The organism is Neorhizobium galegae (assembly GCF_017877055.1).
In the GTDB taxonomy this organism is placed as follows: domain Bacteria; phylum Pseudomonadota; class Alphaproteobacteria; order Rhizobiales; family Rhizobiaceae; genus Neorhizobium; species Neorhizobium galegae_D.
Genome location: NZ_JAGIPG010000002.1, coordinates 1394812 through 1414696, shown reverse-complemented (window position 1 = coordinate 1414696; position 19885 = coordinate 1394812). Strand labels below are relative to the sequence as shown.

Annotated in this window: 20 protein-coding genes; 12 read left to right on the top strand and 8 right to left on the bottom strand. The window is 62.2% G+C overall.

What is annotated here, in order from left to right:
- Positions 1–146 precede the first annotated feature (146 nt).
- Both J2857_RS17365 and J2857_RS17360 read right to left on the bottom strand, forming a co-directional pair.
- On the bottom strand, positions 147–740 hold the full coding sequence (locus J2857_RS17365; RefSeq protein WP_210011326.1) for an NUDIX domain-containing protein: 594 nt from the start codon (positions 738–740) through the stop codon (positions 147–149).
- Positions 737–2890, bottom strand: a complete 2154-nt coding sequence (locus J2857_RS17360) for a molybdopterin-containing oxidoreductase family protein (RefSeq protein WP_245363395.1) — start codon at positions 2888–2890, stop codon at positions 737–739. The genes J2857_RS17365 and J2857_RS17360 overlap by 4 nt, the downstream gene beginning before the upstream one ends.
- Positions 2891–2973: 83 nt before the next feature.
- On the opposite strand from J2857_RS17360, the gene J2857_RS17355 reads away from it, so the two are divergent.
- The 3 genes from J2857_RS17355 to J2857_RS17345 are packed head-to-tail and all read left to right on the top strand — an operon-like array spanning position 2974 to position 5200.
- Positions 2974–3852 (top strand): 23S rRNA (adenine(2030)-N(6))-methyltransferase RlmJ, encoded by an 879-nt coding sequence (locus J2857_RS17355; RefSeq protein ID WP_210011325.1) that lies wholly within the window; start codon positions 2974–2976, stop codon positions 3850–3852.
- A gap of 50 nt (positions 3853–3902) precedes the next feature.
- Positions 3903–4580: a ribonuclease T2 family protein gene (locus tag J2857_RS17350; protein ID WP_210011324.1), complete on the top strand. Its 678-nt coding sequence runs from the start codon at positions 3903–3905 to the stop codon at positions 4578–4580.
- A 23-nt stretch (positions 4581–4603) separates the two neighbouring features.
- The gene (locus J2857_RS17345) at positions 4604–5200 is read left to right on the top strand and encodes a glutathione S-transferase (protein ID WP_210011323.1); all 597 of its coding nucleotides are present in this window, start codon (positions 4604–4606) and stop codon (positions 5198–5200) included.
- Between the two features lie 58 nt (positions 5201–5258).
- Here J2857_RS17345 and J2857_RS17340 read toward each other — a convergent pair whose 3' ends face one another.
- Positions 5259–5894 (bottom strand): outer membrane protein, encoded by a 636-nt coding sequence (locus J2857_RS17340; protein WP_210011322.1) that lies wholly within the window; start codon positions 5892–5894, stop codon positions 5259–5261.
- A 682-nt stretch (positions 5895–6576) separates the two neighbouring features.
- Here J2857_RS17340 and uvrC point away from each other — a divergent pair.
- From uvrC to J2857_RS17320, 4 genes are all read left to right on the top strand, one after another.
- Entirely contained in the window at positions 6577–8616 is a 2040-nt protein-coding gene (gene uvrC, locus J2857_RS17335; RefSeq protein WP_210011321.1) for an excinuclease ABC subunit UvrC, read from the top strand.
- 127 nt (positions 8617–8743) lie between these two features.
- The gene (pgsA, locus tag J2857_RS17330) at positions 8744–9331 is read left to right on the top strand and encodes a CDP-diacylglycerol--glycerol-3-phosphate 3-phosphatidyltransferase (protein ID WP_210011320.1); all 588 of its coding nucleotides are present in this window, start codon (positions 8744–8746) and stop codon (positions 9329–9331) included.
- On the top strand, positions 9328–9585 hold the full coding sequence (gene moaD / locus J2857_RS17325) for a molybdopterin converting factor subunit 1 (RefSeq protein WP_210011319.1): 258 nt from the start codon (positions 9328–9330) through the stop codon (positions 9583–9585). The genes pgsA and moaD overlap by 4 nt, the downstream gene beginning before the upstream one ends.
- Before the next feature lie 125 nt (positions 9586–9710).
- The gene (locus J2857_RS17320; RefSeq protein ID WP_210011318.1) at positions 9711–10175 is read left to right on the top strand and encodes a molybdenum cofactor biosynthesis protein MoaE; all 465 of its coding nucleotides are present in this window, start codon (positions 9711–9713) and stop codon (positions 10173–10175) included.
- Between the two features lies 1 nt (position 10176).
- On the opposite strand, the gene J2857_RS17315 is transcribed toward J2857_RS17320, so the two are convergent.
- Entirely contained in the window at positions 10177–11073 is an 897-nt protein-coding gene (locus J2857_RS17315) for a branched-chain amino acid ABC transporter permease (protein ID WP_210011317.1), read from the bottom strand.
- 64 nt (positions 11074–11137) lie between these two features.
- Between J2857_RS17315 and J2857_RS17310 the strand changes: the two genes are divergently transcribed.
- Both J2857_RS17310 and J2857_RS17305 read left to right on the top strand, forming a co-directional pair.
- Positions 11138–11686: a CGNR zinc finger domain-containing protein gene (locus tag J2857_RS17310; protein ID WP_210011316.1), complete on the top strand. Its 549-nt coding sequence runs from the start codon at positions 11138–11140 to the stop codon at positions 11684–11686.
- Positions 11686–12180, top strand: a complete 495-nt coding sequence (locus J2857_RS17305; RefSeq protein ID WP_210011716.1) for a hypothetical protein — start codon at positions 11686–11688, stop codon at positions 12178–12180. Before J2857_RS17310 ends, J2857_RS17305 begins: the two co-directional genes overlap by 1 nt.
- A 90-nt stretch (positions 12181–12270) precedes the next feature.
- Here the strand turns inward: J2857_RS17305 and ndk are convergent, their stop codons facing one another.
- Together ndk and J2857_RS17295 are read right to left on the bottom strand one after the other, a co-directional pair.
- The gene (gene ndk, locus J2857_RS17300) at positions 12271–12693 is read right to left on the bottom strand and encodes a nucleoside-diphosphate kinase (protein ID WP_007769585.1); all 423 of its coding nucleotides are present in this window, start codon (positions 12691–12693) and stop codon (positions 12271–12273) included.
- A 97-nt stretch (positions 12694–12790) separates the two neighbouring features.
- Complete coding sequence (locus J2857_RS17295) at positions 12791–13480, bottom strand: glutathione S-transferase family protein (protein ID WP_210011315.1); 690 nt, start codon at positions 13478–13480, stop codon at positions 12791–12793.
- Between the two features lie 218 nt (positions 13481–13698).
- On the opposite strand from J2857_RS17295, the gene J2857_RS17290 reads away from it, so the two are divergent.
- From J2857_RS17290 to J2857_RS17280, 3 genes are all read left to right on the top strand, one after another.
- Positions 13699–14742, top strand: coding sequence for a GGDEF domain-containing protein (locus J2857_RS17290; RefSeq protein WP_210011314.1), 1044 nt, complete (start codon positions 13699–13701; stop codon positions 14740–14742).
- A gap of 91 nt (positions 14743–14833) precedes the next feature.
- Entirely contained in the window at positions 14834–16717 is a 1884-nt protein-coding gene (locus J2857_RS17285) for an ATP-binding cassette domain-containing protein (protein WP_210011313.1), read from the top strand.
- Between the two features lie 141 nt (positions 16718–16858).
- Positions 16859–17710, top strand: coding sequence for a polysaccharide deacetylase family protein (locus tag J2857_RS17280; protein ID WP_210011312.1), 852 nt, complete (start codon positions 16859–16861; stop codon positions 17708–17710).
- 18 nt (positions 17711–17728) lie between these two features.
- On the opposite strand, the gene J2857_RS17275 is transcribed toward J2857_RS17280, so the two are convergent.
- Positions 17729–18178: a DNA polymerase III subunit chi gene (locus J2857_RS17275; RefSeq protein ID WP_210011311.1), complete on the bottom strand. Its 450-nt coding sequence runs from the start codon at positions 18176–18178 to the stop codon at positions 17729–17731.
- Positions 18178–19668 (bottom strand): leucyl aminopeptidase, encoded by a 1491-nt coding sequence (locus J2857_RS17270; RefSeq protein ID WP_210011310.1) that lies wholly within the window; start codon positions 19666–19668, stop codon positions 18178–18180. The genes J2857_RS17275 and J2857_RS17270 overlap by 1 nt, the downstream gene beginning before the upstream one ends.
- Positions 19669–19885 lie beyond the last annotated feature (217 nt).

Below are 19885 nucleotides of genomic sequence, written 5' to 3'. Positions count from 1 at the left end.
TCCTGACCATATAAGGATGATTATCAAGAGGCAGCGCTTAGCCGCCATTCGTGACAATCATGTGAAATCGGCGCAGCACCAGGTCAAGTCACAATCAAACGGCGGCTGAAACAACAGGCGAGCAGATAATTTTGACGTTTCCGCTTTCAGGTTGCGAGCGATGCCCGATTGATCGCCGCCCATTGCAGCATCATGATCGTCTTGGCGTCGATAATGTCGCCGGAACCGATCATCGCCACCGCCTCGTCGAGCGGCAATTCCAGGACCTCGATATCCTCGTGCTCCTCGACCAAGCCGCCGCCGCCGTTAACCCGGTCGGCGAGGTCGATCGGAGCATAGAAGAAATGCACAAGCTCGGTGATCGCCCCCGGGGACATGAATGCCTTGAAGAGAGACCGCACATCCCGCAAACGGTAACCGGTTTCCTCCATTGCTTCCCTTCGGATCGCATCCTCGGGATGATCCTCGTCAAGCAAACCGGCGGGTACCTCAATCATCCAGGCCGGCTTCCCGGAGAGATAGGCGGGCAGTCGAAACTGCTTCACCAGCACGACCGTGTCGCGCCTGGCATCGTGGAGAAGGATGCAGGCAGCCTCGGACTTATGGTAGATTTCCCGGTGCAGGCGATGCGTCTCGCCGCCGCGATCGGTGTAATCGATCTCGTAGTTCGAAAGCCGCGTCCAACCGTCCGACAGCGTCTTTTCGCTGGCGATCTTCACCCGATCATTCTGCCCGGTCATGCGAATTCCTTGCGAAGCCATACCTTGTTGTCGTGGAAGGCGGCGCCGCCATAGGGCGCCACGGCGTCGGCGCCTGTCAGCACGTTGATGCCCTCGCCGTCGAGATGCTTGTGGTTCGGCCACAGCCCCTCGGCGATCAGCACGCCCGGCCTTGCGCCGGCCACCAGCCTCGCATGCAGGCGGATTTCGCCACGCGCATTGCCAAGCCGGACGATATCGCCGTCAACGATGCCGAGGCGTTGGGCATCGGTCGGCTCGATCATCACCTCCGGCCTCCCTTCCCGCTCGTAGGAGCTTTTCGTCTCGGTGAAGGACGAATTGAGGAAGCTGCGGGCCGGCGAGGTCGCCAGCCGGAACGGGTGTGCTTCGTCCGCCACTTCGATGACGTCGACTTGGTCCGGGAATACCGGCAGTTCGGCGATCGGTCCCAGCGGCCCGACATTTTTCGGCGGCTTGTCCGGTGATGGGCCGTTCGCCCAGTCCGGCCTGAAGCGGAACTTTCCGTCCGGGTATCCGAAGCCCTTTATGTAATGCGCGGTTTCGAAATCCGGCTGCGCGTCGATCCATTTGTCACGCGCCAGATCCTCGTAGGCGCCCCAGTGGCTGGCCTTCAGGATGCGGTCTATATGCTGGCGTTCGTCGAGGCCGAAGCCGGGGAAATGAGCCACGCCGAGGCGTTTGGCCAGTTCCTCGATGACGAAGAGATTGGTGCGCACCGTTGACGGCGGCTCGACGAGCTTCGGGCCGAGCAGGATATGCTGCTGGCCGCCGGCGCGGTAGAGGTCGTCATGCTCGACGAACATGGTGGCCGGCAGGACGATATCGGCGACCTCGGCCGTGTCGGTCATGAACTGCTCGTGCACCGCGACGAACAGGTCGTCGCGCAAAAAACCCTGGCGGACGAGGCGCTGTTCCGGCGCCACGTTCATCGGGTTGGTGTTCTGGATCAACAGCGCCGTCACCGGCCCGCGGCCCCGCAGCGCTTCCGCATCGCCGGTCAGCACCCGGCCAATCTGCGACTGGTCGAGCTGGCGGATATCCGGATCGGCGTAGGCCGTGCCCATCAGTTCAGACTTGTTGAGCCGGAAAATCTCGCCATTGTTGTGGAAGGCGCCGCCGCCCTCGTATTGCCAGGAGCCGAGTACGGTGGCGATCGACAGCGCCGCGTGCATGGCGACCGTGCCGTTGCGCTGACGGGCGAAGCCGTAGCCCAGCCGGAAGAACGTCCTTTTCGTCGCACCGACGAGGCGTGCGAAAGCCTCGATTTCCTCAATGGATAGCCCGGTAATGGCGGAGGCCCATTCCGGCGTCTTCGTCCTCAGATGTTCTTCGAGGCCGAGTGGATCATCAGCATATTTCGCCATGTAGGCGCGATCGGCGTAACCATCTCGGAAGGCGATATGCATGACGGCGCAGGCAAGCGCGGCATCCGTGCCGGGGCGCACGGTCAGCGCCATGTCGGCCTGTTTCATCGTCGGGTTGTCGTAGATGTCAATGACGACGATTTTTGCGCCGCGTTCCTTGCGGGCCTTCACCGCATGGGTCATCACGTTGACCTGGGTGGAGACGGCATTCGTGCCCCAGATGACGACGCAATCGGACTTCGCCATCTCGCGCGGGTCGGGACCGCGCAGGGCACCGGTACCCATCACATAACCGGTCCAGGCCATGTTGGTGCAGATCGTACCGAAGAAGCCGGAGTATTTTTTCGCGTGCCGCAGGCGCTCGATCGAATCGCGCTGCACCTGGCCCATCGTGCCGGCATAGAAATAGGGCCAGACCGCCTCCGAACCATGCCTCGCCTCGGCCTTGACGAAGGCATCGGCGATCTCGTCGAGCGCGGCCTCCCAGGAAATCTCCTGCCAGTTCCCCTCGCCCTTGGCGCCTGCGCGGCGCTTTGGAAACATCAGCCGGCCGGGATGGTAGAGCCGTTCGGTATAGCGGGCGACCTTGGCGCAGATGACGCCGGCCGTGTAGGTATTGTCCGCAGCCCCGCGCACCCGGCCGATCCTGCCGTCGGCGGTGAGATCTATGTCCAGCGCACAGGCCGAGGGACAGTCGTGCGGACAGACGGTGTGTCCGACGGAATTGTGGCCGGACTTTTCTGGGGCGATTGGGGTTTTCGCGGTGATCGGGGTCGCAACGTTCATGGCTTTTCTATATTGCAAGCTGACGTCCGCAAAAAGCGTGATTTGCAGCGCATCAATTTAATTCAAGCGAGACACCAGCAACGATGAACTACCGGCACATCTATCACGCGGGCAATTTTGCCGATGTCCTCAAACACGCGGTTTTGGCGCGGCTGATCCGCTATGCGCAGAACAAGGACAAGGCTTTTCGCCTGCTGGATACCCATGCCGGCATCGGGCTCTACGATCTGTCTTCGGACGAGGCGCAGAAGACCGGCGAATGGCGAGACGGCATCGGCCGGCTGATGGAAGCGGAACTGCCGGCAAAGGTCGCCGATCTGCTGGAGCCCTATCTGACGGCGGTCAGGGAATTGAACCCCACCGGCCCGCTGAAACTCTATCCCGGCTCGCCGAAGCTTGCCCGCATGCTGTTCCGCCCGCAGGACCGGTTGTCGGCGATGGAACTGCATCCGGACGATTTCAACCGCCTGCACAATCTGTTCGAAGGCGATTTCCAGGTGCGTGCCACCGAACTCGACGGCTGGCTGGCGCTCGGCGCGCATCTACCGCCGAAGGAAAAGCGCGGCATCGTACTCGTCGATCCGCCTTTCGAGGAAGAGGGCGAATACAAGCGGCTGGTCAAAGGCCTGTCGACCGGCTGGCGTCGATTCCAAGGCGGCACCTATTGCCTCTGGTATCCGATCAAGAAGGGCGCACCGCTCAAGGCCTTCCATGACGAGTTGAAGGCACTGGAAATCCCGAAGATGCTGTGCGCCGAACTCACCGTTCAAAGCGACCGCGAGACGACCGGGCTCTCCGGCTCCGGCCTCATCATCGTCAACCCGCCGTTCACGCTGAAGGACGAGTTGCACGCTGTCCTGCCGACGTTGAAAACCATCCTGGCACAGGACCGGTTCGCCTCGCAGCGTGCCTTCTGGCTGACCGGCGAAACCGTCGACAACGACCTCGATTCGGAGTCTTGACCGGGCGGGCCTTCCCGCCCATGGTGCCGCGCATTGCAGGGGGCCGGCCGATGACCAACCGATTTATCGCTTTCCTTTTTCTCGCGCTTTTCGCATCCACTGCCTTCGCCCAGGAGCGCCGATCGGACAATCGGCAGGATCATGCGGGGCAGTTTGATTTCTACGTCCTGTCGCTTTCCTGGTCGCCGACCTTTTGCGCTTCCCAAAGCGGGGGCAAGAGCGGCGGCAAGAACGACCAGCAATGCAGCACGGACAAGGATTTCCGCTTCATCGTCCACGGGCTGTGGCCGCAATACGAAAAGGGCTATCCGGATTTCTGCGACACAAAGGAGCCGGGCCGCGTTCCGCAATCGCTCGGCGAGCCGCTGTTCGACATCATGCCGTCGATGGGCCTGATCGGCCATCAGTGGCGCAAGCACGGAAGCTGCACAGGCCTCAGCCAGCGCGAATATTTCGGCAAGCTCCGCGACGCCTTTTCGCGGATCAAACTGCCCGCCGATCTGTCCCGCGGCGATGCAGCCGTGACGCTGTCGGCCGACCAGATCGAAGAGAAATTTCTTGCCGCCAATCCGGGCATGAGCCGCCGCGGCATTTCGACGAGCTGCGAGGGCCAGCAGCTGGAGGAAGTGCGCATCTGCCTCAGCAGGGACCTGCAATTCCGCGATTGCGCCGAAGTAGACCGTGACGGCTGCCGGATCAGCCAGATCACCCTGCCGCCCGCACGCTGACGTTTATCCAGAAGGACACGACCATGAAGCTGCTTTATTCCCCGGCCTCGCCCTATTCCGCCAAGGTGCGCATGGCGGCGCGCCATCTCGGCATCACGATCACCGAGGTGAAGACCGATACAAATGCCGCCCCGCCGGAACTCATCGACAACAACCCCCTCGGCAAGATCCCGGTTCTGATCCGTGAGGGCGAGCCGCCGATCTACGACAGTATCGCGATCATGCACTGGCTCGACCGCCAGTCGGGCGGCAAGCTCTATCCGAAGAAGGATGCCAAGCGCACCGAGACCGAAGTGCTGGAAGCGCTCTGCGACGGCATCATGGATTGCCTGCTGGCAATCGTCTACGAACGTCGCTCGCGCGAAGAAAGCAAGGTCCACCAGCCCTGGATCGACAAGCAGTGGAGCAAGGTGGTGCGCGGGCTCGACCACCTGGAAAACAACCTGCCGAAAACGGGCAAGAAGCTGCATGGCGGCCATTTCGCGCTGGCCGCATTGATCGGTTACCTCGACCTGCGCTTCAACGGCCAATGGGCCGAGGGCCGGCCGGAGCTCGCCTCCTGGCCGGATGTCTTCGCCAAGCGCTTCGCCTCCTACACCACCATGAAATCGGCGGCCTGAAACAAAAAAAGCCCGGGCCGAAGCCCGGGCTTTCCCCAGCCTGTTAAGGCTATCGAACTTAGAACTTCACGCCGATACCAACCTTGACGCTGTGGTCGTCGAAACCCTTCGAGACCGAACCGGAATCGAGCGAGTAGCTGTCCGAACCGTAGTCCGTGTAACGGTATTCGACACGAGCGGTGATGTTGTTGGTGACGAAGGCTTCCGCACCGGCACCGACCGTGTAACCGACGCCGGTCTTGTTGTCGGACGAAGTCGCGTCGCGCAGTTCATTGTCCTGCAGGGCGACACCGGCCGTACCGTAGATCAGGAAGGGGTTGAGGTCGTAACCGACGCGGCCGCGAACAGAGCCGTTCCAGCCGGCCTTGCCTTCAAAGCCGTCGTCCGTGGTGCTCTTCGTGCCGTTATAACCGACGTCTGCTTCGACGCCGTAGACGATCGAGCCGCTCTGGAAGTTGTAGCCCGTGTAAGCACCGCCGCCGAACTGGCCGTCACGGTCGCCGCTACCGAAGCGACCCCAGTCATACTGACCGTAACCACCGAGATAGAAACCCTGCCAGCTGGCGGCCGGGGCCGGCTCTTCGACTGCAACCGGGGCCTGCGGAATTTGTTCGACGGCATCAGCGGCATTGGCCGCAGAGATGGCGATGAAGCTGGCTGCCGAGGCCATCAGAGTTGCGATGAGAGTACGCATACATTTTCTCCTTTTACTGCTGCGCCGGGAATTCGCCGCGACAACATGGTTGGCGACACATTTGTTCCCTGCTCGCTGAAACGGAATGTGGAGGTCAATTGAGGAATAGAAAGAGCCGAAATGTGAATTGATTGTGGCGCGGAGAAGGCCAAAATTGGATGTTGCTGTACCGCAACACACGTTTGATTAACCTTAAGCAATGCTTACTTTGAATATAAATATTTTTACATTTATAACTTACTTCTTAAATCCAAAGCACAACTCAGTCAATACACTTGCTGGCGCGGACGGACGCGGGCGCCATTGGCCAAGTTCGACTTGTATTCGCAGCAAAACCGGATCCGGCACCTGCAGAAACCGAAATCTGAGCAGAAACACCGACGTATTTCCCCTCCCAGCAGGCGCACGCCTGGAGCTGGCGGTGCCCGCCGCCGGATTTCTGCCTCAAATATTCCACCGCGGGAACGGGCATTTCGGCCTTCGTCAAGAGCAAGGGGCGGAATTCTCGCCGGCGCTTTCAAAATCTGCCACGACACACTATTTCTCCGGCAGCGGCCTTCCTGCAGGGAATCGGGTCGCTTCAGCGCTATATTTTGACAAGCAGCCGGTCTCCGGCACATGTCATGGGCGCGTGGTTCGAATCGGCGATGGCCGGATGTCGATATCCGGCGGAGACTGTGGAATGAACGGAACGAAGCTGCCCGACGGCGGCGTTCTCTATGACGAGACGGAAGAAGATGACGATGATGTGGTCGTGGCAGAACCGAGCCAAGGCCCCGCTGCGTCGATCGATTGGAACGAGGGCTGGAAGAACGAAACGGGGCTGAAGGGCGCCGACCTGATCGCCGAATTCGTCAAGCACCTGCCGAATGCACCGGGCGTCTACCGGATGTTCAACGATGCGCAGGACGTGCTCTATGTCGGCAAGGCGCGCAGTCTCAAGAAGCGCGTCGGCAATTATGCGCAGGGCCGCGTCCACTCCAACCGCATCGCCAAGATGGTGCGCGAAACCACCCACATGGAATTCGTCACGACGCGGACGGAAACCGAGGCGCTGCTGCTCGAAGCCAATCTCATCAAGCGCTTGCGGCCGCGCTTCAACGTTCTCCTGCGCGACGACAAGTCGTTTCCCTATATCATGATCACCGGCGACCACCGGGCACCGGCGATCTTCAAACATCGCGGCGCGCGGGCGCGCAAGGGCGATTATTTCGGCCCCTTCGCCTCGGCTGCCGCCGTCGGCCGCACCATCAACTCGCTGCAGCGCGCCTTTCTGCTGCGCACCTGCACCGACAGCGTGTTCGAGACCCGCACCCGCCCCTGCCTGCTCTTCCAGATCAAGCGCTGTTCGGGGCCTTGCACCCGCGAGATCAGCGACGAGGGGTATGCGGCACTGGTGGGCGAGGCCAAGGACTTCCTGTCCGGCAAGAGCCAGAATGTCAAGTCGGCGATCGCCCGCCAGATGGCGGAAGCCTCCGAGGACCTGGATTTCGAGCGCGCCGCGGTCTATCGCGACCGTTTGGCGGCGCTTTCCCACGTCCAGAGCCACCAGGGCATCAACCCGGCCGGTGTCGAGGAGGCGGACGTCTTCGCCATCTACAACGAGGGCGGCCTCTCCTGCATCCAGGTGTTCTTCTTCAGGACCGGCCAGAACTGGGGCAACCGCGCCTATTTCCCGAAGGCCGATCCGCAGCTTTCCGGCCCGGAAGTGCTCAACGCCTTCCTCGCCCAGTTCTATGACGACAAGCCGGTGCCGAAGCAGATCCTGTTGTCCGAGGCCGTCGAGGAACAGGAATTGCTTGCCCAGGCGTTTTCCGAAAAGGCCAATCATAAGGTCACGATCTCGGTGCCACAGCGCGGCGAGAAGAAGGACCTGACCGACCATGTTCTGGCCAACGCCCGCGAGGCGCATGGCCGCCGGCTTGCCGAGACCTCGTCGCAGGCGCGCCTGCTGCAGGGCCTGGCCGAGACCTTCGGCCTGTCCTTCGTGCCGCGCCGGATCGAGATCTACGACAACTCGCATATCATGGGCACCAATGCCGTCGGCGGCATGGTTGTGGCGGGGCCGGAAGGTTTCGTGAAGAGCCAGTACCGCAAGTTCAACATCAAATCGACCGACATCACCCCCGGCGACGACTTTGGCATGATGCGCGAGGTGATGACCCGCCGTTTCAGCCGTCTCCTGAAGGAAGAGGGTATTCCCGACCGCACCATTACGGCCGGCACGGGCGGCGAGGATGCGATCGATGCCGCCTTCCCCGCCTGGCCCGACGTGATCCTGATCGACGGCGGCCAGGGCCAGATGACCGCCGTGCGCGCCATTCTCGACGAACTCGGCATCCGCGACGTGGTAACCGCGATCGGCGTCGCCAAGGGCGTCGACCGCGATGCCGGCCGCGAGCGGTTCTTCGCCGACGGCCGGTCAGACTTCTCACTGCCGCCGCGCGATCCAGTCCTCTATTTTATCCAGCGCATGCGCGACGAGGCGCATCGTTTCGCCATCGGCTCGCACCGGGCTCGGCGAAAGAAGGAGATGGTCAAGAACCCGCTCGACGAAATTTCCGGCATCGGCCCGGGCCGCAAGCGCAAGCTGCTGCAGCATTTCGGCACCGCGAAGGCGGTGTCGCGCGCGGGCCTCACCGACCTCATGGCCGTCGAGGGAATTTCGGAGGCCGTTGCTAAGCAGATCTACAACCATTTCCACGAGAACCGGGCGGGATGAGGAATTATTCGCCGCCGATCGGCCACCCGAACCCGTCCGACGCAATCGGCTGCAAAAAAGCCGCGAAACCCTGTTGACGCTTCGACCTCAACACATCAACTAGGAGCAAACATTCGGAAGGCTCCCCATGGCGTCGCGCGCGTACAATATTCCCAATCTTCTGACCTATGCGCGCATCGTGGCAGTTCCGATCATCGTCGGTTGCTTCTTCATCGAGGGACAGCTTGAAAGCTCGGACGTGGCACGCTGGACGGCGCTTATTCTCTTCGCCGTCGCCTCGATCACCGACTATCTCGACGGTTATCTCGCCCGCATCTGGAACCAGACGTCGAATATCGGCCGCATGCTCGATCCGATCGCCGACAAGCTGCTGGTCGCCGCAGTGCTGCTGTTGCTCGCCGCCGACCAGACGATCGCCGGCTGGTCGCTCTGGGCGGCAATCACCATCCTCTGCCGCGAAATCCTGGTCTCGGGCCTGCGCGAATACCTGGCTGCGCTGAAGGTCTCCGTGCCGGTGACGCGCATCGCCAAGTGGAAAACGACGATCCAGATGGTGGCGATCGCCTTCCTGCTGGCCGGGCCTGCCGGCGACAAGATCTTGCCCTACACGACCCAGATGGGCATCGTGCTGCTTTGGCTCGCGGCAATCCTGACCTTCTACACCGGCTACGATTATTTCAAGGCCGGCGTCAAACATCTGGTGGACGAAGAATGAGCGTCAAACTCGTCTATTTTGCCTGGGTGCGCGAGCGGATCGGCAGACCCGGGGAAGATCTCGACCTGCCGGCAAGCGTCGTCACCGTGCGTGATCTGCTCGCCCATCTGACGACATTGGGCGAGGAATACGAAAGCGCCCTGCAGTTCCCCGATGTCATCCGCGTCGCCATCAACCAGGAACATGCCGAACACGACGAACCGATCGCCGGTGCGCGCGAGATCGGTATCTTCCCGCCGATGACAGGCGGGTGAGGAGTGGTCCGGCGAAGCCGGAGAAATCGATCCAGTGAATCGATTTCAGCGACGAACGCCCTGAGCCAAAGCGAAGGGCGGGGAGCGGGTGAGGCAAACTCGGCCCGCCGCAATGGAGACAGCAGATGTCGATAATTACCCCCACCATCCGCGTCCAATCCGCCGACTTCGACCTGCAGGCCGAACTCACGGCACTGACCGCCGACCACAAGAATATCGGCGCCGTCGTCACCTTCACGGGCCTCTGTCGCGACGAACAGGGTGCGCTCTCGGCGCTGGAGCTCGAACACTATCCGGGCATGGCGGAAGCGGAGATGTTTCGTATCGGCGAACTGGCGATCGAGCGTTTCTCGCTCATCGGCCTCACCGCCATCCACCGCTTTGGCAAGATCATGCCCGGTGAAAACATCGTGCTGGTCATCGCCGCCGCCCCGCACCGGCAGGCAGCCTTCGACGGCGCCAATTTCGTGATGGATTTTTTGAAGACCTCGGCCCCGTTCTGGAAGAAGGAACATGCCGCCGACGGCCAGCAAGGCGACTGGGTCGCCGCCAAGGATGCGGACGACACCGCCCGCGACAAGTGGCGGTGATCTAAGGCACCACCCGCTCGCGCCGGCTCATCACCAACACCATGACCAGAGCGGCGACCACAAAAAGGTCGCGCCAGACGATCGGGCCGTAGCCGCTCCAGAGCGTTTCGGCAAAGCCGATAACGGCAGCCCCCGCCGCCGAGCGCAGCGGATTGGAATAGCCGCCGGCGGCGGCGATCAGCACGACCTTCAGACCGAACAGCAGGCCTGCGCCAAAATCCATCGTGCCGTAATGGGAGGTGGCGAGCACGCCGCAGATCGAGGCGTAGAGCGCTGCCGCCGCATAGGCGGTGACGAAAACCCCCGCGGAATTGGTGCCTGACAATTCGGCCGCGAGCGGGTCGTCGGAAACCGCCCGCCACATGCGGCCCCAACGGGTGTACGCCAGCACCAGATAGCCGGTTCCGATGGCCGCCAGCATGATGGCGGTGTTGAGGAGCTGGATCAGCGTCAGCGCCACCGGAAAGCCGTCTGCTTGCCAGAAGACGATCGCGTCATTGAGGAACGGCGGCAGCCAGAGTTCGCGCGTATCGGCAGCAATCCGGGCGCCTTCCATCAACACCATCAGAACGCCGAGCGAGGCGACGATGACCGCATTCGGCGAGATCTTTGCAAGCGGCCTCATCACCAGCTGCCCGATCGCCACCCCTGCCCCGATGCCGCCGGCGATTCCGGCCGCCGCCCCCAAAGCCAGAGCCGCCGGCAGGACCAGCCACAACTGGTTCCAGCCGAAATGGGCAAAGAGCAGGTAGAGATGGCCGGAAAAGGCAAAGATCGCGCCGTAGGTGATGTCGGCCCTTCGGGTCACCGCAAAGGCGATCGAATATCCGAAGGCGAGCGTCGCATAAAGCGCCGCCAGCGGAAACGCGTTCGCCAATTGCTGCAGCAGATAGGCCATGGGCACTCCGATAGCGACAACGAATATAACTGGTCAATGACAGTTTACCAGTTATAATATTGCCATGAGCTTTTCCTGGACCCCGCATCGTTTTGCCGGAGGCGCGCTGGCGCTGGATGTCGCCAACAGCGTTATCCTGCGCTTCGACCCGACACGCAGCATCGACCGGTTCGCCGAGCCGCAGCAGATGGATGCCTTTCCGAAGGCGGCCGAGAAATTCTCCGCCGAACGGGCGCTGTTCGGCGATCTCGCACCTGTGGAGCCCGACAACCACACGCCGTTCATCGCGCTGCGTGAAGCCATAGACCGCTATTTTCGCGCCCGGGTGCTGGGCGACGATGCACAGACGTTGCTTGCCGATTTCCTTGAAGCGACGGCGGCCATCCTGCGCCGTGCGGAAAGAAATTCGCTGGAGGCCGCGACCGCCCATTCGGCGCTCAGGCTGCTTGCCGACGAAGAGATCTCCCGCATGAAGATCTGCGGAAGCTGCGGCTGGCTGTTCGTCGATCGCAGCCGGAACCGCAGCCGCACCTGGTGCGACATGGCAGTGTGCGGCAATCGCATCAAAGCCAGCCGCCATTATCACCGCAGGAAGAAGGAGGCCGTATCATGATGCGCCGGTTTATGGTTCTCAGCCTTGCCCTCGCCCTTGCCGCCTGCCAGCGCGAGGCGGAAAAGCTGGTGGAGGTGAGTGGGCATATCTTCGTGTTCAATTACCGGGTCGCCAGCGCCACTTATCTCGTGACGCTCAACAAGACCGGCCCGATCCCCGAGGGAACCATGGTGATCGCCAAATTCGACGACCCCGCCGGTGGCGATCCGATCGTCATCAATGAAAAAATCTTCCCCGCCTGGAACAAGATCACGCTGCAGAGCCCCAATGTCCGCTGCGTGCGTAAGGACAAGCCGTATTTCGTCGACATCAGGCTGGTGGATGCGAGCGGCGGCACATTGCAGGAGTTGAGGACCCAGCTCGTTTCCGACGTCGACCAATCGGTGCTTCCCAGCAAGCCGCTGGTGCTCGGCGCCGGTTACGAGCGGAACCCGGAGGTCTTCAAGCCGGATGGCACGGTGGACTATGGCCGGGATGCCGGCTGCCCGGCGTGAGGCGGCAGATGCCAGCCGAATATCCAAAAACGAAAAAACCGGGGCCAAAACCCCGGTTTCATCAAAGTCTTCCGTCGAGACAGGCTTAAATCAGCCAACGATCTCGGTTTCGGAGAACCAGTAGGCGATTTCCTGGGCGGCGGTTTCCGGAGCGTCGGAACCGTGAACCGAGTTTTCGCCGATCGACAGCGCGAAGGTCTTGCGGATGGTGCCTTCGTCGGCATTGGCCGGGTTGGTGGCGCCCATGATCTCGCGGTTCTTCAGGATGGCGTTTTCGCCTTCCAGAACCTGAACGATGGTCGGGCCGGAGGTCATGCCTTCGACGAGTTCGCCGAAGAACGGGCGTTCCTTGTGAACGGCGTAGAAGCCTTCGGCTTCGCGCTTGCTCATCCAGACGCGCTTGGAAGCGATGACGCGCAGGCCATTGTCTTCAAACACCTTGGTGATGGCGCCCGTGAGGTTGCGCTTGGTGGCATCCGGCTTGATCATCGAAAACGTGCGTTCAATCGCCATTGTTCTGTCCTTCGTTTCCAGTGGCCCCGTAGTTAAGGGGGAAAGTGGGCGGTCTTTACCCGCCCCTTTCACTGGAAACAAGGGGGTTCCGGCAATTTCACGCCGGTGTCACACTGCGCCCGACGCCATTATGCAGGTCGAGGCAGCGCTCGAACCACAACCCGACCGGATCGTCATCGGAAAACACCTTGTCGCCGGCGGTGATGCGCATCCACTGCAGCGCGCCGAACAGGATGTAGTCGACGAAAAGCGGGCCGTCGCCGCCGATAAAGTCATGATATTTCAAGGCGTGGCGGATCGGCTCCAATTTTGGCGCAAAGCCGTCGATCTCCGCCTGGCGGCTCGCCTCCATCTCTTCCAGCGTCCGGCCGAGCCGGGCCTCGCGGCTGGTGCGGAAATAGACCTGGTCCGTCTCTCCGAGCATGTCATGAATGTTCTTGACGGCGATCCTGGTGATCGCGGTGTGCACCACCATCTGGGAAAACCCCTCGACGAAACGGGCGAGCGCCTTTCCGGCCTCTCCACCGAACAGCGTCGGACGGTCCGGATAGGCCTCTTCCAGATACAGCGCGATCTCGAAACTGTCGCGGATCAACTCGTTGCCGTCCCTGAGGATCGGCACTGTCTTCGAAAACCCGCCTTCGAGGCTGGGGATCTCGGTAAACGGCACCGGCTTCTCTATGAAATCGAGGCCCTTGTGGGCGAGCGCCTGCACGACTTTCCAGCAATGCGGCGAAAACGGGCGGCTCTCGTCGGCGCCGCAGAGCGAATAGAGAATACGGGTCATGCCAGGCTCCTGATCCGGATGGTCGGCCGACGATATTGAAAGCAAATTCTGATTTGAATCCAGTCAGGAAATTTCATGGATCGCATTCGATCGGCTGTCTGGACGATCCCTTAACCGTAACTCCCGACGATCCCGTCATTTTTAGCAAATGTTAAAAGCCGGGGCCGCATGGCTTGTCGCACAATCGAACAAACCGGATCAACCTGTGGGGACGAGAGATGGCGGGCGAAGCGAGCAGAACGGGACAGGATCGCAGCCTGCAGGCTGTCGTCCAGCTCATGGCGAAGCTGGACGTGAGTGGTCTGCCGCGCAATTACGAGCTCTTCCACGAGGCGCTGCTCGGCGCCGACCCCGCCCTTTCGCGCGAAGTGCTGGCGCTCCCGCCCGGTCCTTCCCAGACGGTGCTCGACGAGATGGGGCTGCGACATCAGCTCTCGGCTTTCGTCGCGCTCATGCCCGTCAGGGGTCGCGATCAGGAGATAAAGCTGCTGCTGGAGCTCCAGGACAAGATGGCCAGCGGCGTCACCCAGAAGAAGGGCTTCAGCCGTGTGCTGGAAACCGTCGCCCGCAGCCTGCGCCAGGACAGCAATGCGGGACCTGAGGATATTCTGGCCGAGATCGAATACCTGAGCGTCTCGCTTTCCGATGCCGTGGTCGCCGAAACCGAACTGGAAGCCATTCTCCGCGCCGGTGCCGATCGTCTCGTCAAGGCCGAACGCGAGGCATCGGCTGCCCGCTCGGTGACGCTGCGCGACCGGCTGACCTCGCTGCCGAACCATGCGGCGCTCGCCGAACGGCTGGAGGCTCTTTACGGCGTCGATGCCGACAGCCGAGATACCGCGCTGTTCCTGGTGACGATCAACGACCTGCCGCACCTCGCCCGCACCTACGGCGAACCTGCCGTCAACAGGATCGTCAAGAAGGCCGCCTCGATCTTCCGCAAGGCAATCAAGAAGAACGATTTCCTGGCGCGCATCGGCAAGGGCGATTTCGCCTTCGTCTTTCGCGACGTCAGCCGCGACAGCGTGCAGCCGATCGCCGAACGGCTGCACGCCTCGATCACCGACAATCTCGTCTTCGCAGCCTCCGACGGCACGAACGGGATCGGTCTTTCGGTCGGTGCGGCCCTCACCGCGGATGCCTTTTCACCACAGGAACTCCGTCTCCAGGCCGGTACGGCGCTTGAAACGGCAAAAGCCAATCCGCGCCTGATCGTCGCGCTTCACGGCGAGGCGCCAAAACGGTCATCCCGAGACGGATAGGACTGCCGGAACCCAAAAGGCCGCAGTTTCCCGCTCCATCGGCCCATCGGCGCCCTTGCCAACAAACGGGGTTTCCGCCAAAACCCCGGCCATGATCACGATTACCGACCTTTCCGCCCGCATCGCCGGGCGCCTTCTCCTCGACAATGCCAGCGTGACGCTTCCCGCGGGCACCAAGGCTGGGCTCGTCGGCCGCAACGGGGCCGGCAAATCCACGCTGTTCAAGGTCATTACCGGTGAGCTCGGCTCGGAAACCGGTTCGGTCTCCTATCCGAAAAACGCGCGTCTCGGCCAGGTAGCGCAGGAGGCACCAGGCACCGAGGATTCGCTGATCGAAATCGTGCTTGCCGCCGACAAGGAGCGCGCCGCACTGCTGGCGGAGGCGGAAACCGCCACCGACCCGCATCGCATCGCCGACATCCAGATGCGGCTGGTCGATATCGACGCGCATTCGGCAGAGGCGCGCGCGGCCAGTATTCTCGCCGGTCTCGGCTTCTCCCAGGAAGCGCAGTCCCGTCCTGCCTCGTCGTTTTCGGGTGGCTGGCGGATGCGTGTTGCGCTCGCCTCCGTCCTGTTTGCGGAGCCCGACCTGCTGCTGCTCGACGAACCGACCAACTATCTCGATCTCGAAGGCACGCTGTGGCTGGAGGACTATATCCGGCGTTATCCGCATACCGTCATCATCATCAGCCATGACCGCGACCTCCTCAACAACGCGGTCAACGCCATCGTTCATCTCGACCAGAAGAAGCTGACCTTCTATCGTGGCGGCTACGACCAGTTCGAGCGACAGAAGGCCGAGGCCGACGAATTGCAGACCAAGGCCAAGGCCAAGAACGAGGCGGCCCGCAAGCACCTGCAGAGCTTCATCGACCGCTTCAAGGCCAAGGCCACCAAGGCCCGGCAGGCGCAAAGCCGCGTCAAGGCGCTGGAGCGCATGGGTACCGTTGCCGCGGTGATCGAGGATCACGTGCAGCCGATCACCTTTCCCGAGCCGGAAAAACAGCCCGCCTCGCCGATTGTTGCGATCCAGAACGCCGCCGTCGGCTACGAGCCGGGCAAGCCGATCCTCAAGAACATCACCCTGCGCATCGACAATGACGACCGCATCGCCCTGCTCGGTTCGAACGGCAACGGCAAGTCAACCTTCGCGAAATTCATCGCCAGCCGTCTCAAGGCGGAAAGCGGCGATATCCGCCTCGCGCCCAACCTGAAGATCGGTTTCTTCGCCCAGCACCAGCTCGACGATCTCGTGCCGGCGGATTCGCCCGTTGCCCACGTGCGCCGGCTGATGCCGGATGCGCCCGAGGCCAAGGTTCGCGCCCGCGTGGCGCAGATGGGGCTTGCGACGGAAAAGATGGCGACGGCAGCAAAAGACCTGTCGGGCGGCGAAAAGGCGCGCCTGCTGATGGGCCTCGCCGCCTTCCATGCGCCGAACCTCCTGATCCTCGACGAACCGACCAACCATCTCGACATCGACAGCCGCCGGGCGCTCATCGAGGCGCTGAACGACTACGAAGGCGCCGTCATCCTGATCAGCCACGATCGTCATCTGATCGAGGCCACCGTCGACCGGCTGTGGCTCGTCAACAACGGCACCGTGTCGAATTTCGAAGGCGACATGGAGGAATACCGCAACCTGATTGTCAGCTCCGGCAAAAAAAAAGACGAAAAAATTGAGCTGACCGAAGATCTCTCCTCCAAGGCGGACCAACGCAAGGCGAATGCCGAAAAGCGCGCATCGCTCGCGCCGCTCAAGAAAAAGATCAACGAAATCGAGGCCGTAACCGCCAGGCTCGAGAAACTGATCAAGGCTCTTGATAAAGAACTTGCGGACCCGGCACTCTACGAAAAAGCTCCCGCCAAGGCGGCCCAGAAGGCCAAGGAACGCGGCGAAGCCGCCGCAAAACTCTCTGCCGCCGAAGAGGAATGGCTGATGCTGTCGTCGGAGTACGAAGAGGCGATGGCGAGCTAACCTCGTTCAGCTCGGAATTCTGCCCTCTGCCGTCGCGCAATTTGAATGCGGCGGCCGACCCATCATAACCACCCGTTAACCATAATCGGCGAATGTGACGTCGCTTCAACTTCTTAGTCACTTTTTAGCCGAGTCGCCCCCATGTTTGTCCGCGTCCTTTGTGTCGCCGCCGCCGTCGCGTGCCTTCTTTCCTCCTGCGCCGGTCGCAGCCAGACCGAGAGCGGCTCGCTTGCCACTTCATTTGCGCCCGCCAAGGCGCTCTCCTCGACCAGTCTGGCCAAGAAGGCCGAGGCGGATTCGCCGGTGGCGCTGACGCCGGTCGCCTGGGGGCGTTTCAACAATCCGGGCAGCCTTTCCGGCCGTACCCTCACCGTTTCGTCGCTTTCCGACCTGAAGCTCGCCAACAAGGAGGTCGTGCTGACCTTCGACGACGGTCCGATGCCGAAGAAGACCGAGAAGATCCTCTCCATCCTCGACGAATACGACGTCAAGGCGACCTTCCTGATGGTCGGGCAGATGGCCAAGGCCCATCCGGAGATCGCCCGCAAGGTCGTCAATGCCGGCCACACGATCGGCAGCCATACCTACCGCCATGCCGACCTGCAGCACCTTTCCTTCGATGCGGCCGTGGCCGAGATCGAAAAGGGGCGCGATGCGGTGACCAGCGTCACCCACGAGGATGCCGGCTTCTTCCGCTTCCCCTATCTCGCCGACACCAACCGCCTGCGCCAGTGGGTCGCCTCCAATGGCATGGTCGTGCTGGACGTCCAGATCGACTCCAAGGACTATTTCGGCGTCTCTCCCGCCGCCGTTGCGACACGGACGATGAATTCGCTGAGGGCAAACGGCAAGGGCATCATCCTGCTGCACGACATCCATGCCCGCACCGCGGCCATGCTGCCGGCGCTGCTGACGCAGCTGAGCGCCGAAGGCTACAAGGTCGTTCGCCTGCGGCACAGCAATTCGTCGATGATGATGGCCTGGCTGAACTGAGAGGAAGAATGCGCAAGGTCAGGCTTTCTTGACCCAGCGCCCCTCTTCCGACTGCTGCCAATAGGTCAGCGCATGGCCCTCGCCCTTCAGCTTCTTCCATTGGGCGCGGGCATTGTCGAGCTGGACGGTATCGTAGCCGTCGAACATGAAGACGATCCGGTCATAATCGGCGACCGGCGGCGGCTCTGCACCATCCACCAGAAAACGAACCGTCGCACCATTGCCGTTTTCGGCAGCGGAGGTCAGCAGCACCGGCTGCGCCTCGGCCATCGGCGAGGCATCGGTGCCATGCGGCAGAAAACTGTCCTCGCGAAAAGTCCAGAGATGCGCGTCGAGAAAATCCCGACGCACATCGCCGCTCGTCTGCACCGCCACCTTCCAGCCGCGCTCGACGCTCTTTTCGAGAAGCGCCGGCAGCGCCTCCTCGAGCTTGGATTCGGTCAGGTGATAGAAGAGAACTTCGGTCATCAGCTCTCGTAGTGCGCGCGGACGAGTTCGTCCAGCAGCCGGACGCCGTAGCCCGATCCCCAGGACTGGTTGATCTCGCTCGACGGCGAGTTCATCGCGGTGCCGGCGATGTCGAGATGCGCCCAGGGCGTGTCGCCGACGAAGCGCTTCAAGAGCTGCGCCGCCGTGATAGACCCTGCATTGCGGCCGCCGGTATTCTTCATGTCGGCGAATTTTGAATCGATCAGCTTGTCATATTCCTTGCCGAGCGGCATGCGCCACAGGCGCTCGCCGGTCACATCGCCGACACTGGTCAACTGACCGGCCAGCGTGTCGTCGTTGGAGAACAGGCCCGCCTGCAAATTGCCGAGCGCCACCAGGATCGCGCCAGTCAGGGTGGCGAGATTGATCATGAAACGCGGCTTGAAGCGATCGTTGCAATAGTGAAGCGCGTCGGCAAGCACGAGGCGGCCTTCCGCATCGGTGTTGATGATCTCGATCGTCTGGCCGGACATGGTGGTGACGATGTCGCCCGGCCGCTGGGCATTGCCGTCCGGCATGTTCTCGACCAGACCGAGAATGCCGATCGCGTTGACCTTGGCCTTGCGGGCGCCGAGCGTATGCATAAGGCCGATGACGGCGGCCGCGCCGCCCATGTCGCCTTTCATGTCCTCCATGCCGGCGCCCGGCTTGATGGAAATGCCGCCAGTGTCGAAAACCACACCCTTGCCGATGAAGGCGACCGGCGCATCCTTCGGCTTGCCGCCCTTCCATTGCATGATGGCGAGCCGCGGCGGCCGGACGGAGCCCTGCGCCACGCCGAGAAGCGCGCCCATGCCGAGCTTCTTCATCTCCTTTTCGGTGAGAATTTCCACCTCGACGCCGAGTTTCTCCAGGTCCTTCGCCCTGTCAGCGAACTCGACCGGCCCGAGCACGTTCGGCGGCAGGTTGACGAGCTCGCGGGCCAGCAGCACGCCGCCGGCAATCGCTTCGGATTCGGCAAAGGCCTTCCTGGCGGCCGCATGTTCGGCGGTGACGATCGTCACCTTCACCGTCTTCGGCGCCTTTTCCTCGTCATCGCCCTTCTTGGTCTTGTAGGTGTCGAAACTGTAGGCTCGCAGCAGCATGCCGAGCGCGAAGCCGGCCAGTTCGGCAGCGCCGACCGCAAGGCCGGGCACATCCGTGAAGATCGCCACCTTGGTCATCGACTTGACCGTGGACGCAGCGATGCCGCCCGCCTTCAGCCAGTCGTAGGCGGTCAGCGCCTCGGCCTTGCCCAGCCCCAGCACGACCAGCCGGTCGGCCGGAGAGCCTTGCGGCGCGATAAGGTCCAGCGTCGACATCGGCTTGCCGGAAAACTTCGAGATCTCTGCCGCCCGGGTCACGATGCCGGCAGGGTCGGCATCGGCAGCTCCCGCTGCCGGCCCGTCGCCGGCAAGCTTGAGCTGGATGGCAAGGCCGCCGTCGATCTTGGCGGACTTGGCGAAGGAGATATCGAATTTCACGGACATTGCGACTCCAGGAGGCTTTCGAATGGAACGCGGCGATCATCGCCGTTTCGGCTTGAAGCGCAAGGGCGAGATGTCACAACTGCGTCAACGAGTTCACGGCTCCTTCTCAGCCGCGTCATTTAGCCCGATGTCGGGAGCGGACATTCCCTTCTATCGGCAGCCGGCCCTGTTCAAATCCGGCGCGCCATGCTCTAGGGTCGCGCCGCCCGACGACCAA

Excerpts from the sequence above, each read along its gene's own strand:
- J2857_RS17280 (WP_210011312.1), top strand. The coding sequence starts at position 16,859 with ATGTTTGTCCGCGTCCTTTGTGTCGCCGCCGCCGTCGCGTGCCTTCTT.
- J2857_RS17360 (WP_245363395.1), bottom strand. The coding sequence starts at position 2,890 with ATGAACGTTGCGACCCCGATCACCGCGAAAACCCCAATCGCCCCAGAA.
- J2857_RS17365 (WP_210011326.1), bottom strand. The coding sequence starts at position 740 with ATGACCGGGCAGAATGATCGGGTGAAGATCGCCAGCGAAAAGACGCTG.
- J2857_RS17340 (WP_210011322.1), bottom strand. The coding sequence starts at position 5,894 with ATGCGTACTCTCATCGCAACTCTGATGGCCTCGGCAGCCAGCTTCATC.
- J2857_RS17290 (WP_210011314.1), top strand. The coding sequence starts at position 13,699 with ATGGCGGGCGAAGCGAGCAGAACGGGACAGGATCGCAGCCTGCAGGCT.
- J2857_RS17275 (WP_210011311.1), bottom strand. The coding sequence starts at position 18,178 with ATGACCGAAGTTCTCTTCTATCACCTGACCGAATCCAAGCTCGAGGAG.
- moaD (WP_210011319.1), top strand. The coding sequence starts at position 9,328 with ATGAGCGTCAAACTCGTCTATTTTGCCTGGGTGCGCGAGCGGATCGGC.
- J2857_RS17315 (WP_210011317.1), bottom strand. The coding sequence starts at position 11,073 with ATGGCCTATCTGCTGCAGCAATTGGCGAACGCGTTTCCGCTGGCGGCG.
- pgsA (WP_210011320.1), top strand. The coding sequence starts at position 8,744 with ATGGCGTCGCGCGCGTACAATATTCCCAATCTTCTGACCTATGCGCGC.
- J2857_RS17345 (WP_210011323.1), top strand. The coding sequence starts at position 4,604 with ATGAAGCTGCTTTATTCCCCGGCCTCGCCCTATTCCGCCAAGGTGCGC.
- J2857_RS17285 (WP_210011313.1), top strand. The coding sequence starts at position 14,834 with ATGATCACGATTACCGACCTTTCCGCCCGCATCGCCGGGCGCCTTCTC.
- J2857_RS17295 (WP_210011315.1), bottom strand. The coding sequence starts at position 13,480 with ATGACCCGTATTCTCTATTCGCTCTGCGGCGCCGACGAGAGCCGCCCG.
- J2857_RS17350 (WP_210011324.1), top strand. The coding sequence starts at position 3,903 with ATGACCAACCGATTTATCGCTTTCCTTTTTCTCGCGCTTTTCGCATCC.
- J2857_RS17355 (WP_210011325.1), top strand. The coding sequence starts at position 2,974 with ATGAACTACCGGCACATCTATCACGCGGGCAATTTTGCCGATGTCCTC.
- uvrC (WP_210011321.1), top strand. The coding sequence starts at position 6,577 with ATGAACGGAACGAAGCTGCCCGACGGCGGCGTTCTCTATGACGAGACG.
- J2857_RS17320 (WP_210011318.1), top strand. The coding sequence starts at position 9,711 with ATGTCGATAATTACCCCCACCATCCGCGTCCAATCCGCCGACTTCGAC.
- J2857_RS17270 (WP_210011310.1), bottom strand. The coding sequence starts at position 19,668 with ATGTCCGTGAAATTCGATATCTCCTTCGCCAAGTCCGCCAAGATCGAC.
- ndk (WP_007769585.1), bottom strand. The coding sequence starts at position 12,693 with ATGGCGATTGAACGCACGTTTTCGATGATCAAGCCGGATGCCACCAAG.
- J2857_RS17305 (WP_210011716.1), top strand. The coding sequence starts at position 11,686 with ATGCGCCGGTTTATGGTTCTCAGCCTTGCCCTCGCCCTTGCCGCCTGC.
- J2857_RS17310 (WP_210011316.1), top strand. The coding sequence starts at position 11,138 with ATGAGCTTTTCCTGGACCCCGCATCGTTTTGCCGGAGGCGCGCTGGCG.